The 16,346-nt window shown below is 64.9% G+C and carries 16 protein-coding genes; 6 read left to right on the top strand and 10 right to left on the bottom strand.

Features of this window, described 5'->3' with window-relative positions; all coding sequences use genetic code 11:
- The first annotated feature begins 86 nt into the window (after window positions 1-86).
- Window positions 87-2,912, top strand: coding sequence for a methionine synthase (gene metH / locus EO139_RS16825; protein ID WP_126971566.1), 2,826 nt, complete (start codon window positions 87-89; stop codon window positions 2,910-2,912).
- 131 nt (window positions 2,913-3,043) lie between these two features.
- Here the strand turns inward: metH and EO139_RS16820 are convergent, their stop codons facing one another.
- From EO139_RS16820 to EO139_RS16775, 10 genes are all read right to left on the bottom strand, one after another.
- The gene (locus EO139_RS16820) at window positions 3,044-4,249 is read right to left on the bottom strand and encodes an AGE family epimerase/isomerase (protein WP_126971564.1); all 1,206 of its coding nucleotides are present in this window, start codon (window positions 4,247-4,249) and stop codon (window positions 3,044-3,046) included.
- A complete protein-coding gene (locus tag EO139_RS16815) occupies window positions 4,246-5,232 on the bottom strand; it encodes a carbohydrate kinase (protein WP_164739892.1) in 987 nt (328 codons plus the stop codon). Before EO139_RS16815 ends, EO139_RS16820 begins: the two co-directional genes overlap by 4 nt.
- On the bottom strand, window positions 5,229-6,539 hold the full coding sequence (fucP, locus tag EO139_RS16810) for an L-fucose:H+ symporter permease (protein WP_104648410.1): 1,311 nt from the start codon (window positions 6,537-6,539) through the stop codon (window positions 5,229-5,231). The genes EO139_RS16815 and fucP overlap by 4 nt, the downstream gene beginning before the upstream one ends.
- 13 nt (window positions 6,540-6,552) lie before the next feature.
- A complete protein-coding gene (locus EO139_RS16805; protein WP_164739912.1) occupies window positions 6,553-7,725 on the bottom strand; it encodes a LacI family DNA-binding transcriptional regulator in 1,173 nt (390 codons plus the stop codon).
- A 105-nt stretch (window positions 7,726-7,830) separates the two neighbouring features.
- Window positions 7,831-8,676 carry a transporter gene (locus tag EO139_RS16800; RefSeq protein WP_126971795.1) on the bottom strand — a complete coding sequence of 282 codons (846 nt, stop codon included), beginning with the start codon at window positions 8,674-8,676 and terminating at the stop codon, window positions 7,831-7,833.
- Window positions 8,677-8,912: 236 nt separating this feature from the next.
- Window positions 8,913-9,650 carry a DUF2058 family protein gene (locus tag EO139_RS16795; protein ID WP_342344526.1) on the bottom strand — a complete coding sequence of 246 codons (738 nt, stop codon included), beginning with the start codon at window positions 9,648-9,650 and terminating at the stop codon, window positions 8,913-8,915.
- Window positions 9,651-9,668: 18 nt separating this feature from the next.
- On the bottom strand, window positions 9,669-9,905 hold the full coding sequence (locus EO139_RS16790) for a SlyX family protein (protein WP_024939344.1): 237 nt from the start codon (window positions 9,903-9,905) through the stop codon (window positions 9,669-9,671).
- Window positions 9,898-11,247 (bottom strand): UDP-glucose/GDP-mannose dehydrogenase family protein, encoded by a 1,350-nt coding sequence (locus EO139_RS16785; RefSeq protein WP_024939343.1) that lies wholly within the window; start codon window positions 11,245-11,247, stop codon window positions 9,898-9,900. Before EO139_RS16785 ends, EO139_RS16790 begins: the two co-directional genes overlap by 8 nt.
- A gap of 24 nt (window positions 11,248-11,271) precedes the next feature.
- Window positions 11,272-12,243, bottom strand: coding sequence for an FKBP-type peptidyl-prolyl cis-trans isomerase (locus EO139_RS16780; RefSeq protein ID WP_016901531.1), 972 nt, complete (start codon window positions 12,241-12,243; stop codon window positions 11,272-11,274).
- A 90-nt stretch (window positions 12,244-12,333) separates the two neighbouring features.
- Window positions 12,334-12,891, bottom strand: a complete 558-nt coding sequence (locus tag EO139_RS16775; protein ID WP_104648406.1) for a glutathione peroxidase — start codon at window positions 12,889-12,891, stop codon at window positions 12,334-12,336.
- Between the two features lie 135 nt (window positions 12,892-13,026).
- Between EO139_RS16775 and EO139_RS16770 the strand changes: the two genes are divergently transcribed.
- Genes EO139_RS16770 through EO139_RS16750 form a run of 5 tightly spaced genes read left to right on the top strand, consistent with a single transcriptional unit; the run spans window position 13,027 to window position 16,330 of the window.
- Window positions 13,027-13,275 carry a hypothetical protein gene (locus tag EO139_RS16770; protein WP_104582755.1) on the top strand — a complete coding sequence of 83 codons (249 nt, stop codon included), beginning with the start codon at window positions 13,027-13,029 and terminating at the stop codon, window positions 13,273-13,275.
- Window positions 13,276-13,277: 2 nt separating this feature from the next.
- Window positions 13,278-13,640, top strand: a complete 363-nt coding sequence (locus EO139_RS16765) for a GntR family transcriptional regulator (RefSeq protein WP_003483692.1) — start codon at window positions 13,278-13,280, stop codon at window positions 13,638-13,640.
- Entirely contained in the window at window positions 13,637-14,512 is an 876-nt protein-coding gene (locus EO139_RS16760; protein ID WP_104582754.1) for an ABC transporter ATP-binding protein, read from the top strand. Before EO139_RS16765 ends, EO139_RS16760 begins: the two co-directional genes overlap by 4 nt.
- A complete protein-coding gene (locus EO139_RS16755) occupies window positions 14,509-15,495 on the top strand; it encodes an ABC transporter permease (RefSeq protein ID WP_126971558.1) in 987 nt (328 codons plus the stop codon). The genes EO139_RS16760 and EO139_RS16755 overlap by 4 nt, the downstream gene beginning before the upstream one ends.
- Before the next feature lie 10 nt (window positions 15,496-15,505).
- A complete protein-coding gene (locus EO139_RS16750) occupies window positions 15,506-16,330 on the top strand; it encodes a DUF4097 family beta strand repeat-containing protein (RefSeq protein WP_126971556.1) in 825 nt (274 codons plus the stop codon).
- Window positions 16,331-16,346 lie beyond the last annotated feature (16 nt).

Genomic DNA, 16,346 nt, shown 5'->3' with positions numbered 1-16,346 from the left:
CCCCGTGCGCAGCCAAGCACGCTTCTCCCGCTCGCGGGAGAAGGTGGCGCGCAGCGCCGGATGAGGGCCGCAGTGTCTCGCGCCCCATGGCCAGGCCGCGAGGAACGCCCACGCACCAAGACCAATCGCGCCGCCGTCAACGTCCAGCAGAGCCTCGCATGAGCACTCCCCGCTACACCCGCTTGTCCGGCCTGGAACCGCTGGTCATCACGCCGGACCTGTTGTTCGTCAACGTGGGCGAGCGCACCAACGTCACCGGCAGCGCGCAGTTCCGCAAGCTGATCAAGGAGGAGCGCTACGAAGAAGCAGTGGAAGTGGCGCGCCAGCAGGTCGCCAACGGCGCGCAGATCCTCGACGTCAACATGGACGAGGGCCTGATCGATTCGGAAAAGGCGATGACGCGCTTTCTCAACCTGATCATGTCCGAACCTGACATCGCGCGCATTCCGGTGATGGTGGATTCGTCCAAGTGGAGCGTGATCGAAGCCGGCCTGAAGTGCCTGCAAGGCAAGAGCGTGGTCAATTCGATCTCGCTCAAGGAAGGCGAGGCGTTGTTCATCGAACAGGCACGCAAGGTGCTGCGCTACGGCGCCGCCGCGGTGGTGATGGCCTTCGATGAAGTGGGCCAGGCCGACACCTGCGCGCGCAAGGTCGAGATCTGCACGCGCGCCTACAAGGTGCTGACCGAACAGGTGGGCTTCCCGCCGGAAGACATCATCTTCGACCCGAACATCTTTGCCGTGGCCACCGGCATCGAGGAGCACGACAACTACGCGGTGGACTTCATCGAAGCCACCCGCCAGATCAAGCGCACATTGCCGCATTGCCATATTTCCGGCGGCGTTTCCAACGTGTCGTTCTCGTTCCGCGGCAACGAAATGGTGCGCCAGGCGATCCACTCGGTGTTCCTGTTCCATGCGATCAAGGCCGGCATGGACATGGGCATCGTCAACGCCGGCGGCATGCCGATCTACGACGAGCTGGACCCGGAACTGCGCGAACGCGTGGAGGATGTGATCCTCAATCGGCGCAAGGACGGCACCGAGCGGCTGCTGGACATCGCCGAACGCTACAAGGGCAGCAAGGGCGCGGCGAAAGTCGAGGACCTGGCCTGGCGCGAGAAGCCGGTGCGCGCACGGCTGGCGCATGCGCTGGTGCATGGCATCGACGCATTCGTGGAAACCGATACCGAGCAAGCGCGCCAGCAATCCACGCGCCCGCTGGATGTGATCGAAGGGCCGCTGATGGACGGCATGAACGTGGTCGGCGACCTGTTCGGCGCCGGCAAGATGTTCCTGCCGCAGGTGGTCAAGTCCGCGCGCGTGATGAAGAAGGCGGTGGCATATCTGCTGCCGTTCATTGAAGCGGAAAAACTGCGTACCGGCGATGTCGGCAAGTCCAACGGCAAGATCATCATGGCCACCGTCAAGGGCGATGTACACGACATCGGCAAGAACATCGTCGGCGTGGTGTTGGCCTGCAACAACTTCGATGTGGTGGATCTGGGCGTGATGGTGTCGGCGCAGGTGATCCTGGACCGGGCGCGTGCGGAGAATGCCGACCTGATCGGCCTGTCCGGCCTGATCACGCCGTCGCTGGAAGAGATGTCGCATGTCGCGCGCGAGATGCAGCGACAAGGTTTCGAGATTCCGCTGTTAATCGGTGGCGCCACCACTTCGCGCGCGCACACCGCATTGAAGATCGACCCGCATTACACCGCCCCCACCGTGTGGGTGAAGGATGCCTCGCGTGCGGTAGGCGTTGCGCAATCGCTGATCTCGCGCGACCTGCGCCAGGCCTTTGTCGCCGCCAACGATGCCGACTACGCGGAGATCCGCGCGCGCCATCGCAATCGCGGCGACGCCAAGCGCCTGGTGCCGCTGGAAAAGGCACGCGCACAGCGTTTCGATGGCGACTGGGACAGCTACACACCGCCCGCCCCGCGCCAGCCCGGCCTGCACGTGTTCGACGATTACCCGCTGCAGGAGTTGATCGAGCTGATCGACTGGACCCCGTTCTTCCAGGCCTGGGAACTGGCGGGCAAGTTCCCGGCGATCCTCAGCGACGCGGTGGTCGGCAGCCAGGCCAGCGAGTTGTACCGCGACGCACGCAAGATGCTGCGCACCATCGTCGCGGAAAAATGGCTGACCGCCAAGGCCGTGTTCGGGCTATGGCCGGCCAATGCCGTCGGCGATGATGTCGTTGTGCTGACCGATCCTGCGGAATCGGGAATCGGGAATCGGGAATCGCAAGGCGATCCTTCGGCGCCGGACCATTCCCGATTCTCCATTCCCCATTCCCTGCACTTCTTACGCCAGCAGGTCGACAAACCCATCGACCGCCCCGACTTCTGCCTGGCCGATTTCATCGCGCCCAGAAGCAGCGGCAAGCAGGACTGGATCGGCGCGTTTGCGGTCACCGCCGGCATCGGGATCGACCCGCATGTGGCGCGGTTTGAAGCCGCGCACGACGACTACAACGCGATCCTGCTCAAGGCCCTGGCCGACCGCCTGGCCGAGGCGTTGGCCGAGCGCCTGCATCAACGCGTGCGTACCGAGTTCTGGGGTTATGTGGACGACGAGACGCTGGACAACGAGGCACTGATCGCCGAACGCTATCGCGGCATTCGCCCGGCACCGGGGTACCCGGCCTGCCCCGAGCATAGCGAAAAGCGCACCCTGTTCGACCTGCTCGATGCCGAGCGCCACACCTCGATCACGCTGACCGAAAGTTTCGCGATGCTGCCTACCGCAGCGGTTTCCGGCTATTACTTCAGCCATCCCAGGAGCCAGTACTTCGTGGTCGGGCGCCTGGGCAAGGAACAGGTGGCCGATTACGCCAGGCGCAAGGGCATCACTTTGGCACTGGCCGAGCGCTGGCTGGCATCGAACCTGGATTACGACCCGGAATAAGCGCCGCCGCAAACACCGTAGGAGCGCACCCGGGCGCGACAGGGCATTACCAGTAATGCCTTGTCGCGCCCGGGTGCGCTCCTACGGTGGGGCCGCCGACCTTCGACAGCGGCGCTTTGATCACATCAACATCAGGCAGCCGGGCGCAACACGTTCAAGACCTCGTAGCACGCGCCCATGGTGTGGTAATCGGTCTTGCCGGCGGGGCTTTTTTCATCGCTGTACTTGCGGTTGTCCGCATCCAGGATGCGATACCACGCGCCATAGCGGTGGTCGACCATGTGTTCCCAGGAATACGCCCAGAGCTTGTCGTACCACTGCCAGTAGCGCTCCTGGCCGCTGCGCTGCGCCAGCAACGCCGCCGCCGCCAGCGATTCGGCCTGCACCCAGAAGTACTTGTCGTCGTCGCAGACCTTGCCGTCCGGGTCGAAGCCGTAATACAGCCCGCCACGCTGTGCATCCCAGGAGCGCTCCACCGCCACATCGAACAGATGCTGCGCGGTCGGCAGCAACCAGTCGCTCGGCGCGTAGCGATCCAGCAGCATCAGCAGCTTGGCCCACTCGGTCTGATGGCCGGGCTGGAAACCCCAGGGGCGGAACAGGTGCTTGGGATTGTCGCGGTTGTAGTCCCAGTCGATGTTCCACTGCGGATCGTAATGTTCCCACACCAGGCCGTCGGCCTTGGCCGCCTGACGCCGGGTCATGGTGTCGGCCAGCGACAAGGCGCGGTCCAGATAACGCTGCTCGCCACTGGCTTCGTACGCGGCGATCATCGCCTCGCACATGTGCATGTTGGCGTTCTGGCCGCGGTAGCTGGTGAAGTTGAACTGCGCATCGGCTTCATCGCGGTACAGGCCGAATCCCGGCTCCCAGAAATGTTTTTCCAGCAGCTGCCAGGTCTCGTCCATCCATGCGCGCGCGTCTTCGATGCCGGCCTTCAGGCCGCACGAATACGCCAGCAGCACGAACGCCACGCCGTAGCAGTGATTCATGTCGTCTTCGACCACGCCATCGCGCAGGGTCCAGGCATAGCCGCCAGTGGCCGGATTGCGGTGCACCTTGCGCAGGTAATCCAGGCCGTGATGCACTGCCTGCAGGTATTGCGCATCGCCGAATTCGCGATACGCCATCGCGTAGTTGAAGACAAAGCGCGTACTGCTGACCAGATGTCGGTGCCCGGCATCGTAGATCGCGCCATCATCGCGGAAATACTGGAAGAATCCGCCCGCCGGGTCGATCGCGCGCGGATGGTAGAACGCCATGGTGTCGGCGATATGCTGACGCAGCACATCGGCCGAACGGAAATCGGGTGCGGGGGTCGCAGGCAAACGGCTCATGGTTGTTCCTGGATCAGGGAATGGACTTCATCGACGCTCGGCATCGCCGCAAACGCGCCCTTGCGCGTCACCGCCAGCGCACCGACCGCCGCAGCAAAGCGGATCACCGCGGTCATCGCAACCGCATCGCCACACAGCTGCTCCAGCGTGGACGCGCGCGCAGCCAGCTGAAACAGCAGGCCGCCGACGAATGCATCGCCCGCTGCCGTGCTGTCACGCACCTGCACGTCGAAGGCCGGCACCTGGCCGGAATCGGTGCGTGTCTGCCAATGCACCGGCCCGCCGCCGTCGGTGACCAGCAACCAGCTGGCCTGGCCCTGCCAGAGCTTGCGGGTGACCGTGCTGGCATCGCCATCGAGCGTGCCGGCCAGGTAATCGAGTTCCTCGCGCGAGAGCTTGACCACGTCGGCCAGTGCCAACGCCTCCCACAGCAGCGCGGCCGGGTCCACATCCTGCGGCCACAACATCGGGCGCAGGTTGAGATCCAGGCTGACGATGGCGCCATCGGCGCGAGCGCGGCGCATGCCGTCCAGCGTGCACTGCGCGATCGCAGGTTCGGTCATGCTGTTGGAGCACACATGCAGCACGGCGGCCTGCGTGAAGGCGTCCGCGGCGAAATGCTCGGGGCGGAACAACAGGTCCGCCGCAGGCGGACGATAGAAACTGAAACTGCGCTCGCCGGCTTCATCCAGGGCCACGAAGGCCAGCGCGGTCTTGGCTTGATCAGTGCGCACGATGCCATCGGTGGCGACGCCGGCGTGCTGCAGACTCTGCAGCAAGAAGTCGCCGAACATGTCGCGCCCCAGCATGCCGACAAAATGCGCCGCGCCACCCAGCCGCGCCACCGCAACCGCGACATTGGCCGGCGCACCGCCGGCGTATTGCGCAAACGTACGTGCCTCGTCGGGGCCGGCGGATGGCAATGCCAGCATGTCGATCAAGGCCTCGCCGAAACAGACCACCCGGTTCTTGGCCGCACTCATGCGTGCGCCTCCGCCAGTGCGCCACGCAGGCGCGAGCCCCAGATGCCATAGAACACGATGTACAGGTAGCACACCAGCGGCAGCACGAACGACTCGTGCAAGCCGATGCTGTCGGCCAGCAGACCTTGCAGATACGGCACGATGGCGCCGCCGACAATGGCCATGATCAACAGGCTCGACGCGCGACCGGTCAGCGGACCAAGCCGCTCGATGCCCAGCGTAAAGATGGTTGGGAACATGATCGAATTGAACAGGCCGATCGCCACCAGCGCATACACCGCCAGCATGCCACCACTGGCCATGGTCAGCACCAGCAGCAGCGCGTTGATCCCTGCGAACACCGACAACAGCACGCGCGGCGACAACTTGGCCAGCAGCGCCGAGCCGATGAAGCGGCCGATCATTGCCAGCGTCCAGTAGGCCGACACGTAGTGGGTCGCCTCGCGCTCGGTGAACCCGCCGATCTGCGGCAACGAGAAATAGTTGACCATCAGGCTGCCGATCGCCACTTCCGCGCCGACATAGAAGAAGATCGCCAGCACACCGAAGCGCACGTGCGGATGCGCCAGGGCGTCCAGCAGCGAATGCCTGCTTTCGTCCTTCTGCGCGCCCGCGTCGGTCAATGCCGGCAGACGGAACAGGAACACGAAGATCGCCAGCAGGAACAGCACGATGCCCAGACCGATGTACGGCCCCTGCACGGCCTGCGCTTCCTGTACGCGATAGGCCAGCTGCTCGGCTTCGGGCAGCACCTTGAGCTGGTCGCCGCTCATTACGGTGTTGGACAGGATCAGCCAGCCACCGAACAGCGGTGCGATCGCAGTCCCCAGCGAATTGAGCGCCTGCGCCAGCGTCAACCGGCTGGAGGCACTGCGCTCCGGACCCAGCAGCGCAACATATGGGTTGGCGGCCACCTGCAGGATGGTGATGCCGGTTGCCAGCACGAACAGTGCGCCGAGAAATGCGCCATAGACGCGCAGTTCTGCCGCAGGCCAGAAGCCCAACGCACCGACCGCGGCAACCGCCAGCCCGGCCACGATACCCTGCTTGTAGCCAAGCCTGGCCACCAGCCAGCCAGCCGGCAACGACATCAGGAAGTACGCGCCGAAGAAGGTGAACTGCACCAGCATCGCCTGCGCGAAGTTGAGTTCAAACACCGCCTTCAGATGCGGAATCAGGATGTCGTTGAGGCAGGTGAGAAAGCCCCACATGAAGAAGATCGTGGTGACGACCGACAACGCAACGCCGTTGTTGACGGGCGCCTTGTTGCCACTTGGCACTGTGGATTGCGTGGAAAGGGAAACCATAGGAATTGCCTGGTCAGCGGCCTGAGGCCTTGGTGGGGGAATGTGCGGGGGAATCGCTGGGGGAGTGAAGCGAAACGATGGAACTCGACGCGCCGGCGCTGCTGGCGCGGATCTTCAATTCGACCGCGGCGGTCAGGCGTTGCGATGCAAGGTCGGGACTGCCGATACGCTGCAGCACCAGCTGCGCCGCCTGGCGGCCGCGCGCGCGCGGATCGGCGGCCAGGGTGGTCAGCGCGGGGGTAAACAATGCGGCTTCGGCGATATCGTCGAAGCCGGTCACCGCGAAGTCACGCCCCGGCACGATGCCGTGCATCGCCAGCGCGGCCATCAGGCCCAAGGCGACACTGTCGTTGTAGCAGACCGCCGCGGTTGCGCGATCGTGTTCGGCACGATCCAGCATGCGACCGGCGCATAGCGCAGCCTCCTGCCGGTTCGGTGCGGATTCGACATAGTGCGCGGGCAGGCCGGCATCGGCCATCGCGCGCGCATAACCGGCACGGCGTTGCCTGCAGGAACTGGATTCGGCATGCCCGCCGAAGAACACGATGCGCCGATGGCCTTGCGCAATCAGATGCGTGCAGGCAAGCAACGCGCCCTGCTCGTTGTCCAGCGCCAGCAGATCCCAGCCCGCGCCCTCCACTTCGCGGTTGAACAACACCACGTTGTGTTGACGCCCCAGCACCTGGGTCAAGGCCTGCGCCTGGCTGCCTTCGGCCGGCGACAGGATGATGCCGGCAGGCGTGTGCTCCATCAGCGAGGTCAACACCGCCTGCTGGCGCTGCGTCGATTCGCCGGTGCTGCCGAGCAGGGTCACATAACCGGCTGCGCCCAGCGCCTCGTCCACGCCTGCGGCAAATTCGGCAAAGAACGGGTTGGACAGATCGTTGATGACCAGCGCGATGCTGGATGACGTGCGGCGGCGCAGATTGGCGGCGGCACGGTTATAGACGTAGTGCTGCCGATCCAGCTCGGCCTCCACGCGCGCGCGCGTGGCCGCGTGCACCAGCGGGCTGCCACGCAGCACCAACGACACCGTCGCACGCGACACGCCGATGGCGCCGGCGATATCGCGCAAGGTCACCGCACCGCGTCCGCCGCGACGGGCATCGCCGTCCTCCGCAGCGGGCGGAGTCGGTTTGGCACGCGTCACGCTGCCGACCTTGCAATGGAAGAAGTGCGCATGCATCTGGCGTCGATTGGATCGATCCAATTAGGCCTTTTCCGCGCACCCAATGCATGCGGCAGTGCAACATAACCAGCAGCCGCGCCGATCCTGACTGCAGTCGCCTCCTTACTGGAATGCGATCGACAGGCCGATCCCGCCCTGCCAGTCCGGGCTTTCGGAGGTCAGCCCGCGCAGCACCGAGACATCCAGTTGCATCGCATGCGGCAACTGCCAGGCACCACCGGCGCCGGCCACGCGCGAGTGCTCGCTGCCGGTGTCGAAGCCCGCTTCTACGTAGCTGCTGAAATGCTCGCCGGAGAAGAACGTGTAGTTCGGCGAGAAGGTCCAGGTATGCCCGTCGCTGTCGCGTGCGTAGTTCACGTACAGCGCCAGGGCGCGCTGCTGCGCCAGATCCCAGGACGCGGTCACGCCCAGTTCGCGCGCATAGCCCTCGCTGAAGGCGGGGCTGCCGGTCGGCACGCTGTAGCTGCCGAGCGCGGCCCAATGAAAGCTGTCCGACTGCGACGGCAATGCCACCTTCAGGCCGATATGGCTATCGCCCCCGCCACGCACACGCTCGCCGCCACCGTGCTGCCAATTGTAGCTGTCGCTACCCACCTGCAGCTCCACGTTCTGGAACAGCCCCAGGCGCAGTAGCGTATCGGCGGTGTACTGCGTGGTGCGTTGCCCGTCGCTGCGATCGGTACTCGCGTCCGGCAGGCCCTGCTCCCAGGCGAACGCGCCAGGCTGCAGCACTTCGGCAGCAAACGGAATACCGGGACGGTCGAACGCCGGTGCGTCCTCCGCCTGTGCAGCGGCCTGCTGACTCACCACGCACAACCCAAGCATCACCGCGGCCGGCCCCAAGGCGCGCGTCGCCTGCAAACCCGAAGCGCCGCGCGCGGTGGATGTGGCCGATGCAACAACGCAGGCCTTCAACATTTTCGACAACATGGACATACACGGCACCATCGGCAGGGAATGAGCGGCAACACAATAGGCACCATGCCCGGAGGCGTTGACCGGTGAGGCCGCGATGGTGCCGCGCGCGCCGTGACCGGCCCGTGTATCGCCCACGCCGCGTCTGCTGCATGGCTCGGCCGGACCGCGCGCAGTAACGATCAGGTGCGCACCACGCAAGGCAACGCACCAAATAACATGGGCACCCATCAGGTGCCCATGACCAACAACACCTAGCGCACGCAGGGTTACCAGACCAGGTCGTCGGGCACCTGATACTGGGGGTCGGCATACGGGTCTTCGCCTGCCGGCGCATTCGGGTCCACCTTCAATGCGACCGATGGCGCGAACACCGCTTCGGCTTCTGCCAGTACCTCGGCGGTGACCAACAGATAGCGGCCGTTGAGCTGCAGCACACCCAGCTCACCGGCGTTGAGCGCCTTGAGCTGATCGGCAGTCACGTAGATACGCTTGATCTTGCCGCCATACGGGAAATGCCGGGCGATGTCCGCATCGGCATGATTCAGCCCCTTGTCCTTGAGCAGCTCTTCGAGCTTGGCCTTCGCTTCGCGACGCAGGCGTGCTTCTTCCTGCTTCAGCCGCTCGGCTTCGATGCGCTCGTCCTTCTCGCGCTGCGCGCGGATCGCATAGGCCTTGGCCAGATCGATGTCTTCGCGCGTGCGTGCCGGCCTGGGTCCGCGACGCTCGGCAGTGGACTGCTGCGGACGCGGCGATGCCGCCGGCTTGCCATCGTTGCGACGCTCGGGCCGGCCATCGTGTTTGCGCTCGCCCCTGCCGTCGGTCGCCGCAGCGGCATGCGGCCGCTGCGGTCCCCTGCCCTGGCCGCCCGGCTTGTTGCCGCCGGGCGCAGGCCTGCCACCGTTGCCATGTTGACGCGCGGTAGGCCGTGCGTCGGGTTTGCGTTCGGGCTTGGGTGCGGACTTGAAGCCCAACCCAAGCAACTGGTCACGTAAGGTATCGCTCATGGCGGTGGCAATCTGCAATCAATAGTGCGGAGGCGGCGGTTCATCCGCAGCGTCGGCAAACAACGTGGAGCGCACCTTGCCCAGATCCTCGAGCAGGTGGCGGATCAGCTCGGCGTTGCGGGCGCCCGTCAAACGGGCGTCCGCAAGTGCTTCACTCAGTTCGTTGAGCGCCTGCTCCTGAAAGGACAGGCGCGTTTCCAGTTCAACCAACCGCGCGTCCAGTTCCTGGTCGCGCGGCGAGAGTTGCTCATGCATGCAACGAACGGCCTCGTCCGATGGCGTAGTAGGCCAGACCTGCGGCTTCGATTTCCTGCGGGTCGTAAAGGTTGCGACCGTCGAACACGACGTCGTCCTTCAAGGCCTGCTTGATCTTGCCGAAATCCGGGCTGCGGAACTGCTTCCACTCGGTGACCACGACCAGGGCATCGGCGCCTTCCAGCGCGGCAAATGCCTCGTCGCAGAAGGTCAGGTCGTCGCGCTCGCCGAAGATGCGCTTGGCTTCGTGGGTCGCTTCCGGGTCGTAGGCACGCACGGTGGCACCGGCTTCCCACAACTGCTCCATCAAACGCCGGCTGGACGCAGCACGCATGTCGTCGGTATTGGGCTTGAATGCCAGGCCCCAGACCGCGAAGGTCTTGCCGGCAATGCTGCCGGTGCCTTCGGCGCCGTAATGACGCTGCACCAGTTCGAACAGGTGACCCTTCTGCGCATTGTTGACGCTTTCCACCGCGTTGAGCAGGGTCGGCTCCATGCCGTACTGCTCGGCGGTCTTGGCCAATGCCTGCACATCCTTCGGGAAGCACGAGCCGCCATAGCCGGCACCGGGATAGATGAAGTGCCAGCCGATGCGCGGGTCCGACCCGATGCCGTTACGCACGTGCTCGACGTCCGCACCGACACGCTCGGCAATGTTGGCGATCTCGTTCATGAAACTGATCTTGGTCGCCAGCATCGCGTTGGCCGCGTACTTGGTCAGCTCGGCCGACCGTACGTCCATCTCCACGATGCGATCGCGGTTGCGGTTGAACGGCGCATACAGACGGCGCATGCGTGCAATGGCCGCCGGCTTCTTGGCACCGATGACGATGCGGTCCGGACGCATGCAGTCGGCCACGGCGTCGCCTTCCTTGAGGAACTCGGGGTTGGAGACCACGTCGAATTCATGGTCCACACCGCGTGCGTCCAGCTCTTCCTGGATCGCGACACGCACCTTGTCGGCGGTGCCGACCGGCACGGTGGACTTGTTGACGACCACCGACGGGCCGTCGATATGCCGGCCGACGGTACGCGCAACCGCCAGCACGTACTGCAGGTCGGCACTGCCATCCTCGTCCGGCGGCGTGCCCACCGCGATGAAGGTGATTTCGCCGTGCGCAATCGCCTCGGCCGCATCGGTGGTGAAGCGCAACCGGCCAGAGGCGTGGTTGGCTTTCACCATCGGCTCCAGGCCGGGTTCATAGATGGGAATCACCCCACGATTGAGACCATCAACTTTCGCCTGGTCGATATCCACGCAGATAACGTGATGACCTACTTCCGCCAGACAGGTACCGGTGACAAGACCAACATAGCCGGTACCAAAGATCGCAACTCGCATGGGTGGGGGTACTCCTGTGGGGGATCAGGGAAGGATACCCATCAGTTCGACATCGAACGTCAACGTTGCGTCTGGTCCGATCGGCCCCCCCTGCGTGCCGTTCGGGCCATAGGCCAAGTTGGATGGAATCCAGAAACGATACTTCGAACCGACCGGCATCAAGGCGACGCCCTCGGTCCAACCTGCAATGACTTGATTCAGACCGAACTCGGCCGGCTGGCCGCGCTGGTACGAGCTGTCGAAGACCTGCCCGTTGAGCAGCTTGCCTTCGTAGTTCACGCGCACCGTGTTGGTGGGCATCGGACGCTCGCCGCTGCCCTGGCGCAGCACCATGTACTGCAGGCCCGATGCGGTGGTGATCACGCCCTTTTCGGTCTTGTTCTTGGCCAGGAAGGCATTGCCTTCCTCGCGGTTCTTGGCACCGGCAGCGCCCTGCTTGGCAGAGGCGAACGCCTGCATGGTGGCCGCGGCTTCCTGCTGGGTCAGGCGCGTGGTGCCCTTGGCGAACACGGTGCGGACGGCTTCCATCAGGATCGACAGGTCGATCTCGTCCTTGATGCCGGCCAGCGAGGGACCGACTGCGCGATCGCCCAGCATCAGGCCGACATTTTCCTTGGACGGCGCGGCCGGCGCGCTGCCCGGGGCCATGCCCGGAACCTGCTGCCCGTTACGTGCCGCCAGCGCGGTGCGCAATGCGGTATCGGTGGCTTGGGTCTGCTCGTCGGACAACAGCGGCTTGCCGCCCTTGAATGCATTCTCGATGGCGCGTTGCAGTGCGCTCACATCGATGTCCTGGGCAATCGGCTCGAACGAACGTGCCACATCCATACCGATGGCGTAGCTGACGTTGTCGCGCGTGCTCTTCTCAGACGATGCATTCAAAACTGGCTTCTCCTTGGTGGCCGCTGCGGCCGGTTGCTGCGACATCGCCGGCATCGATGCCGACAGTGCCACCATCAGTAGCGACGCCGCCGCGCCGCGCTTTCCCATCTTCATTCGATGCACTTCCCGAAAGTGAAAAGACACGCCGACGCCGGCGCTGAATGCGCATTGTCGCATGTGCGCGTGGCGTTGCGAGCGCCGCGCTCAGCGCGACGGCGCGTTGAGCTCGCGTTCGATTGCCGCCAGCACGCTCGGATCATCCGGTTTGATCTTGCTGGGGAACTGCGCCACCACGCGTCCATCGCGACCAATCAGATACTTGTGGAAGTTCCAGCCCGGCGCCACGCCCGTGGCCTGCGTCAACCGCTGATACAGCGGCGTGGCTTGCGCGCCCAGCACATGCACCTTCTCAAACATCGGGAACTTGACGCCATAGGTCAGCGTGCAGAATTCCTGGATCTGCTTCTCGGATCCCGGTTCCTGCCCCTGGAAATCGTTGGACGGAAAGCCCAACACCGAAAAACCGCGACTGCCGAAGCGCTGGTTCAGCGCCTCCAGCCCTTCGTACTGCGGGGTGTAGCCGCATTTGCTGGCGGTGTTGACCACCATCAGGACCTTGCCGCCGTAGGTTCGGTTCAGGTTGATCGGCGCCTTGCCGGCCAGCGGCCGGTAGTCCAGATCCAGCACCGGCGCGCCTGCGGCCAGCGCCGCGGCGGAAAAAAAGCCAGCGAATACAACCACCAGCAGACGTTTGAGCAACATGGGCGATCCCTTTCGATAGGTCCGGGCCACCCGCGGGTGCGGGGTGCCATCAGTTGGGTATGACAGGCAGTTGACTGCCTGCGTGTCGGTGTTATAGTTGAATACAACACCAGTCATCCAACGCAGGGGGAAAGCATGAACAGCACACGCTTCACGCGACCAGCTCCATTGCTGCTGTTCGGCAGCGCCCTGTTCGTCATTGGTTGCCTGGGAGCCGCTTCCAGTCAGGTTACGGAGTCCGGCGCCGATTATGGCGTGTCGGAGGCGGTTACGGAAAACGCGACGACTCCCCCCGAAGCGCGTACCCGGCCCGGCCGGCACCTGCGTGCTTCGCTGTCGATGCCCTATTTCTCCTTCGCGCAGGTCCTGCGTCCACGGAGCTGACCATGAACGACATCCAATGGAGCGACGGCGCTCCCATCTACCGCCAACTCAAGGAACGGGTGATTGCCATGATGCTCGATGGAATCCTCAAGCCGGGCGACGCCCTGCCCTCGGTACGGCAGGTGGCGGCCGACTACCAACTCAACCCCATCACCGTCTCGCGTGCCTATCAGGAACTGGCCGACGAGAACCTGGTGGAGAAACGCCGCGGCCTGGGCATGTTCATGACCCCGGAGGCCGCGCAGAAATTGCGCGGCAGCGAACGCGAGCGTTTCCTGAATGAAGAATGGCCCGCGGTGCTGGAACGCATCCAGCGCCTGGGACTGTCCATCGACGATCTGTTGCCACAGGGAAAAACACCATGACCGCCGTCTCCTCCGACCATGTGGTCGACGCACGTGGCCTGCGCAAGGCCTACAAGCATCGGCTCGCGCTGGACAACACCAGCTTCACCATCGCTGCCGGGCGCATCGTCGGCCTGATCGGCCCCAATGGCGCCGGCAAGACCACCGCGCTCAAGGCGGTGCTGGGGCTGACCGATTTCGACGGCGAGCTGAGCGTGCTCGGCATGGATCCGCGCACCCAGCGCAACGCGCTGATGAACGAGGTCTGCTTCATCGCCGACGTGGCAGTGCTGCCACGCTGGCTGCGGGTTGGCGAGGCGATCGACTTCGTCGCCGGCGTGCATCCGCGCTTTGATCGCGCCAAGTGCGAACGTTTCCTGGCCAATACGCAGCTCAACCGCAAGTCGCGGGTGCGCGAACTGTCCAAGGGCATGATCGTGCAGCTGCACCTGGCGCTGGTGATGGCCATCGACGCGCGCATCCTGGTGCTGGACGAGCCCACCCTGGGCCTGGACATCCTGTATCGCAAGCAGTTCTACCAGCGCCTGCTGGAGGACTACTTCGACGAGCAGAAGACCATCATCGTCACCACCCACCAGGTCGAGGAAATCGAACACATCCTCACCGATGTGATGTTCATCCGCGACGGCCGCATCGTGCTGACCGCCGACATGGAGAACGTGGCCGAGCGTTACACCGAAGTATTGGTGGGTGCCGAACATCTCGACGCCGCCAGAGGCCTGACGCCGATCGACGAGCGCGGCCTGCCGTTCGGCAAGACCGTGATGCTGTTCGATGGCGTGCCCAAGGCGCAGCTCGCCCGTTTTGGCGAAACCCGCAATCCCGGCCTTGCCGACCTGTTCGTTGCGGTCATGAAGGGGACCTACGCATGAAGACACTCACCCACCAAGCTTCTCCCGCACGCACGTTCGGCTGGCTGCTCAAGCGCGAGTACTGGGAACACCGCGGCGGTTTCGTCTGGGCGCAGGTCATCACCGGCGGCATCGCGGTGTTCTTCGCGCTGCTGGGCGCGGTGATCGGCGCGATCAGCGCGCGTCGCAACATGATCGGCGACAGCATCACGATGGACGATCTGGCCGAGTACACGCGCACGCTGGGCCAGGTCGGCGACGGCCTGCTGCTGGGCGGCATCGGGATCGCCTCGGTGGTGCTGGCATTCGTGGTGTTCTTCTACTCGCTGGGCAGCCTGTACGACGACCGCCGCGACCGCAGCGTGCTGTTCTGGAAGTCGCTGCCGGTGTCCGATGTGCAGACGGTGCTGTCCAAGGCGGCCTGGGCGTTGTTGCTGGCGCCGCTGATCGCCATCGCGATCGGCGTGCTGGTCGGCCTGGCACTGTGGCTGATCGCCATCGTGGGCGCCTCGATCGCCGGCGTCCCCAGCCCCTGGGCACTGGCAACCCATTCGCATCCCTTCTCGCTGCTGTGGCTGTTGCTGAAGACCGTGCCGATGAGTCTGCTGTGGGCGTTGCCGACCGTGGGCTGGCTGATGTTCTGCTCGGCCTGGGCCACCAGCAAGCCGTTCCTGTGGGCGGTGCTGTTCCCGCTACTGGCCTGCGTGATGTTGAGCATCCTCTCGGCGATGCCGGGTGTCTCGCTGCCGATCGGCTGGATCTGGTACATCGTCGGCTACCGCGGCCTGCTCAGCGCCCTGCCCGGCACCTGGTCGCCACGTGCGGTCAGCGGCAACCTCGACAGCAGCGCGATGCAGAACCCCAGCGACCTGGTGCAGTGGGCGCTGCAGCACACCGACAGCGCACTGGTCTACGGCAATCCGGACATCTGGATCGGCGCCGCCATCGGCGTGGTGCTGATCGCTGCCTCCATCTACCTGCGCCGTCGGCGCTCCGAAGCCTGAAGGACATCCCATGCGTCGTCTGCTGAGTCTGGCCATCCTGTGCGCAGTGCCCGGCGCTGCGTTTGCCGAGGAGCAATGCACATTCTCCGAACCGCGCAGCCTGGAGTTGAAACTGAGCGGAGTGAAGTCGGTGCTGTTCGAGGTCGCCTCCAACGACCTGCATCTGGACGCCGCGCCAGGCAACGGCGGCCGTCTGAGCGGCCGCGCCTGTGCCGCCAGGGCCGACCTGCTCGAGGGCCTGACGGTCACCCAGAAGCGCGTCGGCGACAAGCTGGTGGTGACGCTGGCCGATGACCGCCCGTCGCGCATCTCCATCGGCGACAGCTACGCGTACCTGGACCTGCGTGGCAACGTGCCCGACACGCTGCTGGTGCAGTTCGACGTGGGCTCCGGCGACGCCGAGATCAGCGGCGCGGCTGCCGTGAGTGCCGATGTCGGCTCCGGCGACATGGCCATCCACCGCACCAAGGGCCGGGTGACCGCCAAGGTCGGTTCCGGCGACATCGAAATGGAGGACATGGGGGCATTGCGCGTGCTGGCAGTCGGCTCCGGCGATCTCAAGGCGCGCCGGATTCGCGGCGCGGCAGAGGTCGGCAAGGTCGGCTCCGGCGACGTCAAGCTGCGCGGCGTTGCCGGCCACGTCAAGCTCGGCACGGTCGGCTCCGGCGATGTCGATATCGACGATGTACAGGGCGATGTCGGCGTGGAAGCGGTCAACTCCGGCGCCCTGAGCGTGCACAAGGTGCGCGGCGACGTCAGCGTGGCGCGCAAGGGCAGCGGCGACATCGACGTGAGCGATGTTGCCGGCACCACCCGCGTACCGACCGACAACTGACCACTGCATTGACCAT

It is taken from the genome of Xanthomonas sp. BRIP62411 (genome assembly GCF_003993525.1).
Taxonomy (GTDB): domain Bacteria; phylum Pseudomonadota; class Gammaproteobacteria; order Xanthomonadales; family Xanthomonadaceae; genus Xanthomonas; species Xanthomonas euroxanthea.
Note: the sequence above shows the minus strand (reverse complement) of the source record. Positions and strands in the feature narration are given on the sequence as shown.